We start from the raw sequence: 14,671 nt of genomic DNA, 5'->3' as shown, positions 1-14,671 counted from the left end.
AGCATCTTAGTCTATGCTTCCTCGTTTTACCTCCCCGCAACACCTATTGAGCCAGCTTTTTTAAGGATTTTGCCAAATCGAGATCCAGAGATGCAAATGAATTCATACAATATGAATGCATTATTATTTTCGATCCAGAGTGCGGGAGTATCTAATTTATATGTTGAGTGCACAGACCATGAAGGAAAGTTAGGAGTATTTTTATTTTTTCAAAAAGCTTGCAAGTAAGATCAAATCAACGTCTATAGAAAGCAAAACCTACTGCTTATGCACTGAGTCGATCACTAAAATTGAAATGTTACTTAAACTGAACTATGCTAAAACGAATAAAATAATAATGTGAAGTCAGTCTTTCAAGAGTTTAGTCGCAGGTATCATCTTGCCCATCTGATCGTCTAACACTGACAAGAAACGCGTCGTTTATTTGAGCTTCACATCGAACACCAAAAGTTGCACTAAAGCTACCGATAATGTCAGTTATAGAAACTATGTTTGAGGTTGAATTTGAGCCATTGTTATTAGCACCGATAGGATTCTCTCCAGATTGTGTCACGAGTGTAGGAAGTTCAAAGCCGTAGAAACTAAACCCATCTGGAACCTGACGATAACTTGTGTTGTTAAGAGCCACTGTGCCACTAACAGGACCACGAATAACATTTTCAAAAATAATTGTGCGAGTTGAAAGCGTTGCTCCTGATGCAAGGCTTCTCCAGGTAGCTGTAACCGAAGCTTGAACAATATAAAATACACCATCACATAGTCCACCTTGTATAGATGGTGTCGGTGGACAATACCCTAAGGCAGTACAACCGCTACCGCAACCATTGCAAACGGGAATGAACATGCCATTACAAAGAACATTACATGTTGCGTCTGGACCACAAATTGCACCACAAGCTATTCCCTGTGACACTGCGCACAAGGTGGCACAAATATAGTACATATATAACACTGTGGCTGTCCAGGAGTAGGAGAATCCTGACTCAGTTGAAGTGATTTATTATTACTAGAAGCATACTTAGCAACCGTTAAGGGCTTTACTTCATGCACTTTGTCATCAATGATTTCAAGACCGTAGATTACTCTGCTTGGGGCAGTGATTACAGCATGTGTCCATGTTTCGCCCGTTGATTCAATACCATATAAAACTGAAGCACTTGCTCTGTTTGTAGCTACGTAATTTTGAACGTAAACTGAACGTAGTAGCTGTGAGTTTTGTACAACAACAATCGACTGTGGGGTACGTTGGGCGGAAAAGCCTTCGGAAAGAAGATACTCTTTAAGCTGATGGACTCTTTTGTCTTGAACTAATTTAGATGCTAACGTTAAATGTGTGTAGTAGCATCAGCTGACAAAACCGTAAATTTATGAAATGGTGAATCTGCTGCTACTGCTTTAGAAAAGAAAGATTTTCTCCCTGTAGATATAATTGCCGCTAATGACATACTAGCTATTAAATATTTTACGAATCGCCTACGTTTCGGATCTGTAGACTGCTCTTCCGCTAGGTCACTTTTTCCTACTGTCCAAACAATTTGCCATGCTTTCCTTAGACCAAGCAGCTGTAGCAATTGCCAGGACATTTGCCACCCTATCCATCTGTAAACCTGTTCGTCCTTAATTTCAAGAAGTACTGGTATAAGCGAAGTACTATGCCTACTCGTCTGAACATTCCAAGCACGCACTTGGGGAGAATGGAGACTTTGAGCAGTCACTTTTCCCTCTGAAATACTCTCAATTTTTCGCGCTATCTTCGAGCAGGTGTAACAATTTCCGTCAAACCCTAGTACCCACTTGATCTTACTCATTATATGTCCTGAAATAAATTAGTTGCAGTTGAAATCAAACAATCATTTCTATCACTTTAAATAAAGATAGAAGCCAGCAATAATTACTAAATGAGCATTTCTAACCAGCAAGAAATCTAAAGCAGTGCTTAGTTAGACGTGGCAATACTTATGTAATAAAGAAAACTTCCTTGAGTCTCACAATGAACAGTTTGGAGAAACAAATCGAGGGCTAGAACCCACAGCTCTCGCTCGATTTTTTGAAAAACACCAGGTAGACATCTTGTGGAAAATCTTTTATTGATAAGTGCCTCAAAAGTTTTCCGTGCCACTAAAGGCAACACCATTAAAACATTTTGATACAGCACCTTATGAGATTATGGGCTTAATAGACTCATTTCTCAAGAGTCGAACCAGAACGCTGCAATAAGACCACCAAGAAGACAACCGATAGCAATGGCGCTAGACGCTTGGATAGCACTACCTAAAGATTCTCCTCTTTTTGTCTTCTGAAAAAGTTGAATTGTGAAAGTTCCTACAGCAAGAACTGTAGTGCCAAGCAACCTTACCTCTCTAGATGGCATACTTCCTCCCTACTTAGCTTAAGAAACATTGTCGTAGTAGAAAAATTCAGAGAAGACCAGAAAAGAAAGTAAATGCACATACCTATATTTCTATTATGAATGATTCAAATTCTTGATAGAGGAATTGTAAAGCTTTTCTCTGAAAATAGGAAGCAGTAAAAAAACTTAAATTTTCAACAATCAAATAGATTAAAAAACACTCAGTAGTCATATAGATTATCCAATTTATTCAATGCTCTGAGGAGCTATCCATGCTAAAAATGTGTTGAAAAACACAAGGTGCTGTAGTTTCACAACTTCGTCTCTTGCCTGTTTTTGGTGATTCAGGTCGAGCCAGGAGCATAGTGAGGTCAGCACTGTGGATTTATGAGCATCTACTTCCCAACCAAACCGACCTGAATTTACGAGGCTGGAGTCTTGATAGGCGGCTCAACAAATCATCCTCAACCTACTCCGTGGCTCACTGCCCACTGTGTAATGGTTTAACCTATCATGTCCACAATCAGTATGAGAGGAAAGGTTCTCTCTGGGTGTACGAAATTTTGCGCGGGATGTTTGTACTACGGCAAAAATGCCATCGATATATCAGGGTTTCCAGCCCACGGTTGAGGCTTCAAATCCATTAATTTCTGAGATGCCGCGCTTTTTTTTGTACACCCGGTTCTCTCTCCCCCTTCCCCGCTGTCCCCTGGGATCTGATAAAATTTTGAGTTCGCACAGAACTCGACCCTTGCAAGGAGACTCCCACTATGGCGCGGATGTATTACGACGCGGATGCCAATTTAGATTTGCTGGCTGGAAAGACGATCGCGATCGTCGGCTACGGTTCCCAAGGTCATGCCCACGCGCTGAACCTGAAAGATAGCGGTATGAACGTCATCGTCGGGCTGTATCCAGGTAGCAAGTCAGCGATTAAGGCAAAGGAGTCTGGGCTGACCGTATATCCGGTCGATGAAGCTGCCAAACGGGCTGATTTCATCATGATCTTGCTGCCGGATGAAGTGCAAAAAACGGTTTACACCAATGAAATTGAGCCTCATCTCACTGAAGGGAAGGTGCTGGCCTTTGCGCATGGATTTAACATTCACTTCGCTCAGGTGGTTCCTCCCAGCAACATTGATGTCGTGATGGTGGCTCCAAAGGGGCCAGGTCATCTTGTGCGACGCACCTACGAGCAAGGCGAAGGGGTTCCCTGCCTGTTTGCGGTCTTTCAGGATGCTTCGGGTCAGGCACGCGATCGGGCAATGGCCTATGCAAAAGGCGTAGGCGGCACCCGTGCAGGCATCCTCGAAACCACCTTCCGCGAAGAAACCGAAACCGACCTCTTTGGCGAACAAGTCGTGCTCTGTGGTGGTTTGACGGCTTTGATTAAATCCGGCTTTGAAACGCTGGTTGAGGCTGGCTATCAGCCAGAAGTCGCCTACTTTGAATGTCTGCACGAAGTCAAGCTCATTGTGGACTTGATTGTCGAAGGTGGGCTGGCAAAGATGCGCGATAGTATCTCCAACACGGCGGAGTATGGTGACTTTACGCGTGGCCCTCGCATCGTCAATGATGAAACCCGCGCCGAGATGCGGAAAGTTCTGCACGAAATCCAAACGGGTCAGTTTGCCCGCGAGTTTGTGCTGGAGAACCAGTCTGGTAAACCGGGCTTTACAGCTATGCGTCGTCGGGAAGCCGAGCATCCCATTGAGGCTGTGGGTAAAGATTTACGCGCCATGTTTAGCTGGCTGAAAAAAGCTTAGAGCGCGTCATCAATTAAGCTCAGAAGCCTTGGGTATTAGCATGGCCGCGCCCGTCCTTGTGGACCAGACTAGGAGCTAAAACCCTTGCTACACACTATGTGTAGAGTGATTGATGACAGCCCTTAGTGACCCAAAAGCAGTACGTGAACAGCCGCTTGCGTCTAACGACATCAAGTTGCTGTTTTATTTTCCTGAGCACGACAAATTTGTAGTGAAGAATGGGGGTAATCTCATTCTTCGTTCGGTGAAACCTGCTAAAGTTTAGCGGAAGTTGGTCGGAAACCACTTGAAACCAGCCTTCTGAACTGTCTGAGATTGCGTTTGAGCTGATGATGCGATCGCATCGCGTCCTGTCTGGCGGTCTTAGCGATCAAGGCACCAGCCATTCATCTGTCATTCATCTGTAGAGCGTTTCATGACCGAATGGATTACCCAAACAATGACATCCCTGGGCTACCTGGGGATTGGGCTACTGATGTTCCTGGAGAATTTGTTTCCGCCAATTCCGTCGGAACTCATTATGCCCCTGGCTGGGTTTACAATTGCGCAGGGTAAAATGAGCTTCATACCAGCCGTATTAGCTGGCATTGTTGGCACGATGGTCGGAGCCTTGCCCTGGTATTACGCTGGGAAACTTGTAGGCGAACGACGGCTCCGACGCTTAGCCGATCGTTATGGTAAATGGCTGACGCTCTCCAGCAAAGATATCGACAAAGCCAATCGCTGGTTTAACCGTCATGGTGCTAAAACGGTGCTGCTTTGTCGCCTGGTTCCCGGTGTGAGAACGCTGATTTCACTCCCTGCAGGCATTAATCAGATGCCGATCGGACTCTTTCTGCTGTACTCCACCATTGGAACAGCGCTTTGGGTATCGTTACTCACAGCGCTTGGCTACTTCTTAGGCAGCAACTACAGTCTGGTCGAACTTTATCTAGCGCCCGTTTCAAAAGTGGTATTGCTGGGACTCGTAGTGGCCGTTATCGGTTGGGCTATCTGGCGGAAGCAGCGCAAGGCGACTTACTAGTTGAGCTAGCTCTAGAAGCTAGCCTACAGCCGCTTTTGGAGCGGACCCGTTTGATTAAACCTCCAGAAGCGACTGAGAGAATAGTGGCAGACAGGAACTACAGTAGCGCCACCTTGTCATAAAGTCCCATAAAGTAACTCGTTATAGAGAACAATGACGTTTTAGCGCTCACGCTCAAATCGTACATCGGGAGATTGAAGATTATGGATGAACACTTAAAGCAACTTCTAACATCCTTCGGTTACTGGGGTGGGCATCTAGCGATCTGGGCAGTGGTGTTTGCAGAATCGGGGTTATTGATCGGGTTCTTTTTACCAGGCGACAGTTTGCTGTTTACAGCAGGCATCCTGGCATCCCAGAACTTGCTCAATATCCAGCTTCTCGTGGTCGGCGCTTTTATCTGTGCCGTTGTGGGGGATAATGTTGGCTATATCACGGGCCACAAATTTGGTCGTCGCTTGTTCCGTCGGGAAGACTCCTGGCTCTTTCACAAAAAACACCTGAATACAGCCCAAAAGTTCTATGACAAGCATGGTAAGAAAACTATTGTGCTGGCACGTTTTATGCCGATCGTCCGCACCTTTGCCCCGATCGTTGCAGGCATTGGCGCGATGCATTACCGCACGTTCATTGCTTACAACCTGATTGGCGGCTTTGTCTGGACGTTTGGCATTACGCTGTTAGGCTACTTTCTGGGCAAAACGATTCCCGATGTCGATAAGTATCTGTTGCCAATCCTTGGGGTCATTATCGTTGTCTCGGTTGCCCCATCGATCTTGCACCTTTATCAAGAAAGCAAAGCAAACAAACCTTGAACGCACGCGATCGCTACTGGCAGCTTCTTGATTACATCCGACCGCATGGCCGCACGATCATTCAAGCACTGTTCTGTACGCTCATTTTCACAGCCATCTGGCCTGTTCTAGCGTGGATTGCTGGCAAAATGACGGTGTTGATTGCGCAGAGCAACGTGTTGGCGATCGCGCAGTTAGCTGGCATCAGTACCATTGTCTTTTTAGGACAAAAAATTGCGCTCTACGGACAAGATTCGCTGATGGCAAAAGCCGCGCTAGCTATCACTCTTGATCTGCGCAAACAGGTGTACGCCCATCTGCAACGGCTGAGCCTGAGCTACTTTGAAACGGCTCAAAGTGGGGATCTGGCCTATCGGCTCACGGAGGATATCGATCGCATTGGTGAAGTCGTCAACAAAGTCTTTCATCAATTTGTGCCAAGCGTCCTGCAACTGGTGGTTGTCTTGGGCTACATGGTGTATCTGAACTGGCAGCTAACACTGGCAACGCTGATTATTGCGCCCCTGATGGCACTGCTCATTACCTGGTTTGGTGAGCAACTCCGCCAGCTCTCCTATCGCAGCCAGAGTCGCGTGTCTGACCTGTCCGCCTTGCTGGTAGAGGTTTTTGGCGGAATGCGTTTGGTGCAAGCCTTTGCAGCGGAAGACTATATGGTTGATCGCTTTGGGCGTGAGGCCGAGCGCAACCGACGGGCACGCTTTCGAGCAGAACAGCTCAAGGCGATTCAAATGCCTGTCGTTGGGTTTCTCGAATCGTTGAGCCTGCTTTTTCTGCTGCTCTTAGGTGGCTGGCAGGTATCGCAAAAGAATCTGACCGGGGGAGAATTTGTTAGCTATTTGACGGCGGTGGTAATGCTGATCGACCCGATCTCACTGATCACCAGCAACTACAACGAATTTAAGCAAGGAGAAGCCTCCCTCGATCGCATCTTTGAGCTACTGGACATTCAGCCCACCGTCGTTGAGCAAGCAGGCGCATGCATACTACCTCCCGTTACAGGCAAAGTGGAATACCGTAACGTGAGCTTTGCCTACAAGCCCGACCAACCCGTCCTGAAAGACTTGAGCTTACTGGCACTTCCTGGGGAAGCGATCGCGTTGGTCGGTTCTTCTGGAGCAGGCAAAACCACTCTGGCAAATCTCCTGCCCCGCTTTTATGACCCTCAAGCTGGGCAGATTTTGATTGATGGCGTGGATGTTAAAGATGTCACCCTGAGCAGTTTGCGCCGTCAGATTGGCATTGTGCCGCAAGAAACCATTCTTTTTTCAGGCACGATCGCGCAAAATATTGCCTTTGGGCAGGCCGATCTTGATCTGGATGCGGTGCAAAACGCAGCCAAAATTGCCAATGCTCACCAGTTCATTGCCGAATTTTCGCAGGGTTATCAAACCTGGTTGGGTGAGCGGGGCGTTAACCTTTCGGGTGGGCAGCGCCAACGGTTGGCGATCGCGCGTGCCGTGCTGCTCAACCCGCGCATTCTCATTTTGGATGAAGCCACCTCTGCGCTCGACTCTGAATCGGAAGCGCTGGTGCAAGAAGCACTCGAACGCTTGATGCAGAATCGGACTGTCTTTGTCATTGCTCATCGACTCGCAACCGTTCGCCGTGCCGATCGCATCCTGGTACTAGAGCAAGGTCAGGTCGTCGAATCAGGCACCCACGCCGAGCTGTTAGACAAAGGCGGGCGGTACGCTCGTTTCTATACACAGCAGTTTCAGGATTAAGGCAGAGGGTAAAAGGTAAAAGGCATACGAAAGGAGTCGGGAGTCGGCTGATAGCTAACCGCTGACTGCTGATAGTTCTTCCACTCAAAACTTAAAACTCTTTCCCTTATCCCTCATCCTTCCCCTCCAACTGTTCCAGCAAGTGTGAGCAACCCATCGGTGGATCGAACATGTGAAGTTCAAACTGGCGGGAGAGTTCTTCGCAGACTTTGATGCCGCGTACACTATTGCCGTGTGTATCGAGCGGCGGCGAAAAAACAGCAATGCCCACCTGTCGAGGGACGATCGCAATAATACCACCTGACACGCCACTCTTGGCGGGAATGCCCACAGTATAAGCCCACTGGCCTGCGAAGTTGTACATGCCACAGGTATACATCACGCTGAGGATGTCACGAATGTAGCGAGTGGGAACCGCCCGATCGCCCGTCAGTGGATTCACACCCCGGTTGGCTAAAGTTGCTGCCATCACGGCTAAATCACGGCAGTTCACCATCATGGCGCATTGCTGAAAGTACAGATCCAGCGATTCGTCCATGCGATCGTCAATCATCCCAAAATGGCGCATCAGGGAGGCCATCGCTCGATTACGATGCCCCGTCGTTCGCTCAGAGAGAAACACCGACATATCGATATACACATCGTGCCCGACGTAGCGACAAAACATATCCAGCAGTCGATTCAGGCGATCGGTCGGGCCATTGCCCTTGATCAAGCTGGTTGTGGCGATCGCGCCCGCATTGATCATTGGGTTATCAGGACGTTTAGAGTGTTCATCCAGCCGAATGATCGAGTTAAAGGGATCACCTGTTGGCTCTACTCCCACTTTTGACAACACCGCTTCGCGTCCGTGCTCCTCCAGCGCCAAGCCGTACACAAAGACTTTTGAGATCGACTGAATGGTAAAAAGCTGCTCTGCATCCCCAACCGCAAACGTTCGACCATCAGCGGTTACGACACAAATACTGAACCAATCTGGGTTCATCTTCGCCAGTTCAGGAATGTAGCTAGCAACCTTGCCATCATCTAGCCCCTTATATTTGTGATACAAATCATCCAGAACGGCTTGAAATGGCTGTGATGAAGCACCCATAGGGAGAAGGGATGAGGAATGAGCTAAAGGTTAAGTGGCTGCTTGGGTGATTAGTCTATGCAGCACACATGACGTAACCCGTAGCAATGAACTCAGGTTAATAGAGAAACTCTAAGCCATTTAGCGGCTGCCATAGGGTGCGTTGCGATTCAAAAGTACTCAAGTTATCTAGAAAGATTGGGTTCGATCGCCTCAGGAAACTGCTCAAAGTTTCGCCGTACCCAATCCATGCCCACCTCGTTATTCAACTTGATGCGTTGAGGAGTGTGGGGATAAATCTTGCTTAAAATCGCCGAATCTTGCTCAACTACAACCTTGGCTAGATTGAGAAACTGCTTGCCCAACGAATTGAAGAGGGGGTGTTTGCTAATACCATACATCAGTACATAGGTGCGCGTCTGCGTCTCAGACTCTGGTACAAAAATGTGAATTTGGGCGACTTTGCCCAACACACTTTGTCCATAAAAAATCACGAGTGACGGAAAGTGATTTTCTAAATGCGCCGTCAGGACTTTAGGCAGCGTGAGCAGAATGGGATTGGTGAGTTTTTCACTCAAACTCGTAGCGGCAGTAGGCATGTTATAGAAGGCGTGCGATCGATAACCGTCATCGATAAATTGTTCAAACTGCACTTCCTCAATCCGAAACAACGGCCGATGGGTGCCGTTTTGGTGGTTGTAGTCATGCATATTGAGCAGCATAGATAGCAAATCGGTTGTCACGCTGGTATCAGCGGTGTGTCCAATAAACGTGTACTGCTCTGCAATCTCATTCAAAATTGTCGGAATCGGCATCTTTGGTTCGTAACCGCCGTAAGACCAGATGAAATCGTTTTGCACGATGAGTTCCAGAGGCGTTAACTGCGGCAGTGTTTTTTTGTTGGAACCGGGCAAAACGGTGCAACCATCCCGATCGAACGCAAGGGCATGAAAGGGACAAACCACTGCGCTCGTTTGGCGATCGGTTTTCTCGCACCACCCTTCAGACAGCATCGCTCCCATATGCGGACACGCGTTTGGTAACGAATTGATGTTGCCTGCCGAGTCTTTCCAAAGCACGTAATCAGTCCCGTACAAGGAGATTTTTCTCGGCTGATTGGCTGATAGCATAGACGTGTGCGCGAGTAACCAGGGTGCGCCCTGCAACATCTGGCTCATGATATCCTCCCAAAGTTAAATACTAACTAAACAGTTAGTTAGTATGGGCGATTAAGGCCTGCTTGTCAATTTGTTAGCCTTCAATTTGTTGGTAGCACCTATATTCATGCGCCGAGATTGCTGTCCACAAACCTTTGGGGACAAACTTTGGTTAAGATATGGTGTCTGTCGAATGTCGGAGTACTGTGGGTCGTTTAAGTAAAGCAACACCATCAACTCGATCGCTCAACAAACCGCGTCAGGCGCGTGACTCAGAGGCGACGAAAGCGCAGATTCTCAATGCGGCAGAGGAGGAGTTTGCGCGGCATGGGCTGAGTGGCGCACGCATGGACGCGATCGCGGCGGGGACAGGTGTCACCAAAGCGATGATTTACTATTACTTTGAGAATAAAGAGGGCTTGTATCAGGCCGTTTTACAGCGTCCAGCCCATGAATTGTTAGATGCTCTCAAGCAATTACCACTGGACGAATTGGCTCCCGAACAAGCGCTGGAAATGTTGGTAAAAGGCGCGATCGCCCATGAAGTTGCCCATCCCTATCAGCAAATGATTCTCTTTCAGGAAGCGAGTCAAAACCGGGGAAAATATTTTGCTCAGGCAGACTGGCAGGCCCCCTTTGCCTACCTCCTTAAAATTCTGGAACGAGGGATGGTAGATGGTACGTTCCGTGCGGTCGATCCCTGGCTGACCGCCATCAACATCGCTGGAGTGTGCAACTTTTACTTCACAACCTATGACAATGTGAAACATATTGCACCCGATTGGGATTTTCGCAATCCTGCGATGGTGGAGCGCCATACCCAGGAGGCGATCGCGTTCATTCTGGCAGCCGTAAAACAGCAGAAATGACGATCGTTCAGGTGAATCCAATTTAGAGGGGTGAGTTAGAATAAGAGTTAAGCCGATCTCAATTTGAATTTGAATTTACTCTCAACCCTTCACCACGATTGTCACGCTCAGCCTGTACCCTCCCAGCGCGTATTAGGAGTTGCTTGCTTGCATGGGTGAATCCAACGGCTATCTGGATTCTCACGGCACAACAGGTGCGTTGCATCTGAAAGCCGCCAAGCAGCCTGTAGACTTGACGATCGCCGAAGATGCGTCCTATCGCTCCGTTCTTCATGCCAACGCGGTTCCGCCCCAGCCAACCTCGTTGATGCCAAAAGAGTTGCGCGATCGCGTGCTTCAGTGGCTTCAAAAGCATGTTCCCAACAGCAGGCTAGAGCACATTCTGCGCGTCGAACAAATGGCCGTTGAGCTTGCCGTGTGTCATCATGTTGATCCGGCGCAGGCAGCACAGGCAGGGCTAATGCATGACCTCGCCAAGTTTTTTAAGCCTCAACGTTTGCTAGAGATGGCGCAAGCAGAGGATTTAGCGCTTGACCCCGTAGACATCGCCAATCCACATTTGCTTCACGCGGCTGTAGGGGCGATCGTGGCGAGAGATGAGTTTGGCATACACGATGAAGCCGTGCTGGATGCTATTCGTCACCATACGCTGGGATGCCCTGGCATGAGCGGTTTGAGTTGCGTCGTCTTTCTGGCCGATAGCCTGGAACCAGGCCGAGGCGATACACCCAAACTGATTGCATTGCGTCGAAACAGCCAGCAACATCTCCACCGCGCTGTCTGGCTCACCTGTGATGAATCGTTACGCCACTTGCTGGCTCGCGCTCAACAAATTCATCCCCGCATGGTGCTGACCCGCAACTGGGCACTAGCACTGACGGACAAAAAGTTGCCATTGCCTCGTGCCCACTAAGTTCCATTGACACCGCCTACGCTAAAATTTCCCTCCCACTAGAACGCTTAAAGCACCGATACGAAGCCCTTTCTTTTTAGTACCAGCTTTAACCACCTACCACCCCGGAGACTGAATGGCAAACTACGCTCAAGAATCTTTAGCATCTGTCTTAACCACCGCAAACGATACCACATTGGTCAATGAGCCTGATTTGAGTCTGCAACTGGCGATCGCCGCTGCTACGGCTGCTGACGAGCGCAAAGCCGCTGATATTACCCTCCTACGGGTTTCAGAGGTTTCAACGCTGGCAGATTATTTTGTCATCGTCACAGGCTTTTCCAAAGCACAGGTACGGGCGATCGCGGCAGCCATTAAAGACAACGTAGAAGAGGCATTGCAGCGTAGGCCCATTCGTACAGAGGGGCAGACTGAAGGGAGTTGGACGCTGCAAGATTACGGCGATGTCATCGTCCATATTCTGATGCCTCAGGAGCGTGAATTTTACAACCTGGAAGCGTTTTGGGGCCACGCTGAGCGGATCGACTTTGCCGCGATCAACCAGTGGGCAAAAGCCGCTCACTAAAAAGAAGCCTTTAGAGACGGGGGAAGCGCGATCGCATCGCTGCCTTGCGTCCAGATGAACCTTGAAGGGTAGCAGGAGAAACCGAGCCAGCGCGATTATTTTTAGCTCCTGACGCTTGCCTTCTGGCTTCTGACTTTTGCCTCCCCCGATAATTTCATCTGCACAAACACTAGCCCAAACGTTGTGCCTAATAGCAGTGTGGCTGCCGCCGCCGCATAGCCAAAATCAAACTGAGCGAACGCTTGCTCGTAGATGTAGTACACCAGCAGGTTTGTGGTATTAAGTGGGCCACCCCCCGTAATGACATACACCTGCTCAAAGCTGCGTAAGGTAAAGATGGCGGTTGTAACAGCGGCGAAAATCAAGGTTGACCGCAATCCCGGTAACGTGATGTACCAAAACTGCTGCCAGGAGTTTGCACCATCCAGTTCGGCGGCTTCGTAACGGCTTTTGGGAATGGTTTGCAGCCCTGCAAGAAATACAACAAGATTGAACCCAAGCTGCTTCCAAACGCTGAGCAAAATCAGCACAGGCATGGCCCAAACGGTACTGCTCAACCAGGGAATGGGAGCAATGCCAACGATATCGAGCCACTGGTTGAGCGGGCCTTCGGTTTGAAACAGCCAGCGCCAGCCCAACCCAACCGCCACCATAGATGTAATGGAGGGCAAAAAATAGGCCACTCGCAAAAGGTCGCGCAGGACGATCGCGCGATCGAGCAAGACCGCTAACCCTAATGGTAAAGCCAAACTGGGAAGCACGGTTGCAGCGGTAAAGTAGACGGTGTTACCCACAATTTGACCGAAATCGGGATTTAGCAATAAGCGTCCGTAGTTTCTCAAGCCAACCCAGTGAACGCCTGCTCTGGTAAAACTGCCAGTGGTAAAGCTGAGGTAGACAAGATAGGCGATCGGATACAGCACAAAAACTCCCAACAGCAACAGGGCAGGTGCTAGGAAAATCCAGGCAGCAAGGGTGTCGTTATCCAAGTCAAGTCGCGCGTTTAGGGGTGTTTTCTCGACAGTCATAGTATCTCGCCAGCAAACAGTGTGAATTTTAGCAGTTGGGCGATCGGCTGGCAGCACTGGTAAGATGCTGATCATCTGCTGGCAGGAGGTTCATGCACCCACTGGCTCAAATGCATCGTGTAACGCGATCCCTCGATCGCGCAAGTCTGCTGATCAGTTTGGCGATCGGCTGCTTCAGTTTGGCTGGCTTCACAACCGTTCTTCTGCCTCTCGCAACAGCAGAGCCGACCTCAACACCTACAGCTAAGCCTGAAATTCCGGTTGTATCGGTTCCCGTGACTAAGAAAATCTTAGGCCAGTGGTTAACGAAAGAACCACTTGATGGTGACATGGTGATGTTTGTCTTTGCGCCAGAAGGCAAGGCGTACATTCTTTCCGGCACAGCGGCATCGGGGAACGCGATCGCCAGTCAATTTCAGTACCGCCTTGATGACAAGCCTCAACCCATCCATCTAGATATCATTCTGGCAGACAAGGCCGTCGTCGAAACCTTGTTTGAGTTCACACCCGACGGCGAACTGCGCCTGCAAATGTTGGGCACTCGTCCCGGTAAGCCTCGTCCCGCCGCTCTTACCGACAATGCCACGCTCTTTCAAAAAGTGTCTGACGAAACCACATTACCTCCTGGCACTGAGCTGAAGCCGCCTACCGTCCAGACAAAATAAGATGATTTGATGACTTTTAACCCAACCGCAAACGGTTCATCTAGTTTAGTGTCACCCGACATTTCTGCAATGCCACCCCAAAGTGGCGCACCGTTGAAATTAGGTGTGATGGCATCGGGGAGTGGCAGCAATTTTGAAGCGATCGCTCAAGCCATTGCAGATCGAACCCTCAACGCACAGATAAACGTCTTGCTCTACAACAATCCTGGTGCAAAAGCAGCGGCTAGAGCCGATCGCTGGGGTATTCCTGCTGTGTTGCTAAATCACCGTGAGTTTGCCAGTCGAGAAGCACTGGATGAGGCGATCGTGGAAACACTGCAACAGCATGAAGTGGAATGGGTCATCATGGCAGGCTGGATGCGGATCGTCACGCCCGTTTTGATCAATGCCTTCCCCAGACGGATGCTCAACATTCATCCCAGTTTACTTCCTAGCTTTAAAGGCAATCGCGCCGTTGAACAAGCGCTGACAGCAGGCGTAAAAATCACAGGCTGCACGGTGCATCTTGTCGTGCCAGAAGTAGATAGTGGCGGCATCATCATGCAAGCTGCCGTACCTGTACTCCCCGATGACACGTTAGAAACTCTGCACGATCGCATCCATATCCAGGAACACCGAATCTTTCCGCAGGCGATCGCAGTGGCTGCCAGTCAAGGGTCTGATTAGCGATCAGCGATCAGCAGTTAGCGGTAGCTATTGGAGTCAAACTCAAAACTCAAAACT

General features: G+C 49.0%; 16 protein-coding genes. 11 read left to right on the top strand and 5 right to left on the bottom strand.

The window, feature by feature from the left end:
- Positions 1–228: hypothetical protein (locus AC5JLP_RS09925; protein ID WP_496067775.1), on the top strand; the 228-nt coding region annotated here is incomplete at its 5' end.
- Between the two features lie 133 nt (positions 229–361).
- Here the strand turns inward: AC5JLP_RS09925 and AC5JLP_RS09920 are convergent.
- Together AC5JLP_RS09920 and AC5JLP_RS09915 are read right to left on the bottom strand one after the other, a co-directional pair.
- Complete coding sequence (locus AC5JLP_RS09920) at positions 362–844, bottom strand: hypothetical protein (protein ID WP_496067774.1); 483 nt, start codon at positions 842–844, stop codon at positions 362–364.
- A gap of 481 nt (positions 845–1,325) precedes the next feature.
- Positions 1,326–1,583 carry a hypothetical protein gene (locus AC5JLP_RS09915; protein WP_496067773.1) on the bottom strand — a complete coding sequence of 86 codons (258 nt, stop codon included), beginning with the start codon at positions 1,581–1,583 and terminating at the stop codon, positions 1,326–1,328.
- Between the two features lie 1,537 nt (positions 1,584–3,120).
- Between AC5JLP_RS09915 and ilvC the strand changes: the two genes are divergently transcribed.
- The 5 genes from ilvC to AC5JLP_RS09890 all read left to right on the top strand — a co-directional run bounded on the left by ilvC (position 3,121) and on the right by AC5JLP_RS09890 (position 7,679).
- The gene (gene ilvC / locus AC5JLP_RS09910) at positions 3,121–4,116 is read left to right on the top strand and encodes a ketol-acid reductoisomerase (protein ID WP_496067772.1); all 996 of its coding nucleotides are present in this window, start codon (positions 3,121–3,123) and stop codon (positions 4,114–4,116) included.
- Positions 4,117–4,228: 112 nt separating this feature from the next.
- Entirely contained in the window at positions 4,229–4,381 is a 153-nt protein-coding gene (locus AC5JLP_RS09905) for a hypothetical protein (protein WP_496067771.1), read from the top strand.
- A gap of 150 nt (positions 4,382–4,531) precedes the next feature.
- Positions 4,532–5,140 carry a DedA family protein gene (locus tag AC5JLP_RS09900; RefSeq protein ID WP_496067770.1) on the top strand — a complete coding sequence of 203 codons (609 nt, stop codon included), beginning with the start codon at positions 4,532–4,534 and terminating at the stop codon, positions 5,138–5,140.
- Positions 5,141–5,343: 203 nt separating this feature from the next.
- Complete coding sequence (locus AC5JLP_RS09895) at positions 5,344–5,955, top strand: DedA family protein (protein WP_496067769.1); 612 nt, start codon at positions 5,344–5,346, stop codon at positions 5,953–5,955.
- Positions 5,952–7,679, top strand: a complete 1,728-nt coding sequence (locus AC5JLP_RS09890) for an ABC transporter ATP-binding protein (protein WP_496067768.1) — start codon at positions 5,952–5,954, stop codon at positions 7,677–7,679. Before AC5JLP_RS09895 ends, AC5JLP_RS09890 begins: the two co-directional genes overlap by 4 nt.
- Positions 7,680–7,785: 106 nt before the next feature.
- Here the strand turns inward: AC5JLP_RS09890 and glsA are convergent, their stop codons facing one another.
- On the bottom strand, positions 7,786–8,772 hold the full coding sequence (glsA, locus tag AC5JLP_RS09885; protein ID WP_496067767.1) for a glutaminase A: 987 nt from the start codon (positions 8,770–8,772) through the stop codon (positions 7,786–7,788).
- 164 nt (positions 8,773–8,936) lie between these two features.
- Positions 8,937–9,929, bottom strand: coding sequence for a Rieske 2Fe-2S domain-containing protein (locus AC5JLP_RS09880; RefSeq protein ID WP_496067766.1), 993 nt, complete (start codon positions 9,927–9,929; stop codon positions 8,937–8,939).
- Between the two features lie 158 nt (positions 9,930–10,087).
- On the opposite strand from AC5JLP_RS09880, the gene AC5JLP_RS09875 reads away from it, so the two are divergent.
- The 3 genes from AC5JLP_RS09875 (at position 10,088) to rsfS (ending at position 12,255) form a co-directional block, all read left to right on the top strand.
- Positions 10,088–10,777: a TetR/AcrR family transcriptional regulator gene (locus tag AC5JLP_RS09875; RefSeq protein ID WP_496067765.1), complete on the top strand. Its 690-nt coding sequence runs from the start codon at positions 10,088–10,090 to the stop codon at positions 10,775–10,777.
- Positions 10,778–10,928: 151 nt separating this feature from the next.
- Positions 10,929–11,690, top strand: a complete 762-nt coding sequence (yqeK, locus tag AC5JLP_RS09870) for a bis(5'-nucleosyl)-tetraphosphatase (symmetrical) YqeK (protein WP_496067764.1) — start codon at positions 10,929–10,931, stop codon at positions 11,688–11,690.
- Positions 11,691–11,805: 115 nt separating this feature from the next.
- Positions 11,806–12,255 (top strand): ribosome silencing factor, encoded by a 450-nt coding sequence (gene rsfS, locus AC5JLP_RS09865; RefSeq protein ID WP_496067763.1) that lies wholly within the window; start codon positions 11,806–11,808, stop codon positions 12,253–12,255.
- A 101-nt stretch (positions 12,256–12,356) separates the two neighbouring features.
- On the opposite strand, the gene AC5JLP_RS09860 is transcribed toward rsfS, so the two are convergent.
- On the bottom strand, positions 12,357–13,358 hold the full coding sequence (locus AC5JLP_RS09860) for a carbohydrate ABC transporter permease (protein WP_496067762.1): 1,002 nt from the start codon (positions 13,356–13,358) through the stop codon (positions 12,357–12,359).
- A 17-nt stretch (positions 13,359–13,375) separates the two neighbouring features.
- Between AC5JLP_RS09860 and AC5JLP_RS09855 the strand changes: the two genes are divergently transcribed.
- Entirely contained in the window at positions 13,376–13,948 is a 573-nt protein-coding gene (locus AC5JLP_RS09855) for a hypothetical protein (RefSeq protein WP_496067761.1), read from the top strand.
- 9 nt (positions 13,949–13,957) lie between these two features.
- Positions 13,958–14,614: a phosphoribosylglycinamide formyltransferase gene (gene purN / locus AC5JLP_RS09850; RefSeq protein WP_496067760.1), complete on the top strand. Its 657-nt coding sequence runs from the start codon at positions 13,958–13,960 to the stop codon at positions 14,612–14,614.
- The last annotated feature ends 57 nt before the right edge of the window (positions 14,615–14,671 follow it).

It is taken from the genome of Stenomitos rutilans (genome assembly GCF_059505485.1).
Note: the sequence above shows the minus strand (reverse complement) of the source record. Positions and strands in the feature narration are given on the sequence as shown.

Excerpts from the sequence above, each read along its gene's own strand:
- AC5JLP_RS09920 (WP_496067774.1), bottom strand. The coding sequence starts at position 844 with ATGTTCATTCCCGTTTGCAATGGTTGCGGTAGCGGTTGTACTGCCTTA.
- AC5JLP_RS09915 (WP_496067773.1), bottom strand. The coding sequence starts at position 1,583 with ATGTCCTGGCAATTGCTACAGCTGCTTGGTCTAAGGAAAGCATGGCAA.
- ilvC (WP_496067772.1), top strand. The coding sequence starts at position 3,121 with ATGGCGCGGATGTATTACGACGCGGATGCCAATTTAGATTTGCTGGCT.
- AC5JLP_RS09905 (WP_496067771.1), top strand. The coding sequence starts at position 4,229 with ATGACAGCCCTTAGTGACCCAAAAGCAGTACGTGAACAGCCGCTTGCG.
- AC5JLP_RS09900 (WP_496067770.1), top strand. The coding sequence starts at position 4,532 with ATGACCGAATGGATTACCCAAACAATGACATCCCTGGGCTACCTGGGG.
- AC5JLP_RS09895 (WP_496067769.1), top strand. The coding sequence starts at position 5,344 with ATGGATGAACACTTAAAGCAACTTCTAACATCCTTCGGTTACTGGGGT.
- glsA (WP_496067767.1), bottom strand. The coding sequence starts at position 8,772 with ATGGGTGCTTCATCACAGCCATTTCAAGCCGTTCTGGATGATTTGTAT.
- AC5JLP_RS09880 (WP_496067766.1), bottom strand. The coding sequence starts at position 9,929 with ATGAGCCAGATGTTGCAGGGCGCACCCTGGTTACTCGCGCACACGTCT.
- AC5JLP_RS09875 (WP_496067765.1), top strand. The coding sequence starts at position 10,088 with ATGGTGTCTGTCGAATGTCGGAGTACTGTGGGTCGTTTAAGTAAAGCA.
- yqeK (WP_496067764.1), top strand. The coding sequence starts at position 10,929 with ATGGGTGAATCCAACGGCTATCTGGATTCTCACGGCACAACAGGTGCG.
- rsfS (WP_496067763.1), top strand. The coding sequence starts at position 11,806 with ATGGCAAACTACGCTCAAGAATCTTTAGCATCTGTCTTAACCACCGCA.
- AC5JLP_RS09860 (WP_496067762.1), bottom strand. The coding sequence starts at position 13,358 with ATGATCAGCATCTTACCAGTGCTGCCAGCCGATCGCCCAACTGCTAAA.
- AC5JLP_RS09855 (WP_496067761.1), top strand. The coding sequence starts at position 13,376 with ATGCACCCACTGGCTCAAATGCATCGTGTAACGCGATCCCTCGATCGC.
- purN (WP_496067760.1), top strand. The coding sequence starts at position 13,958 with ATGACTTTTAACCCAACCGCAAACGGTTCATCTAGTTTAGTGTCACCC.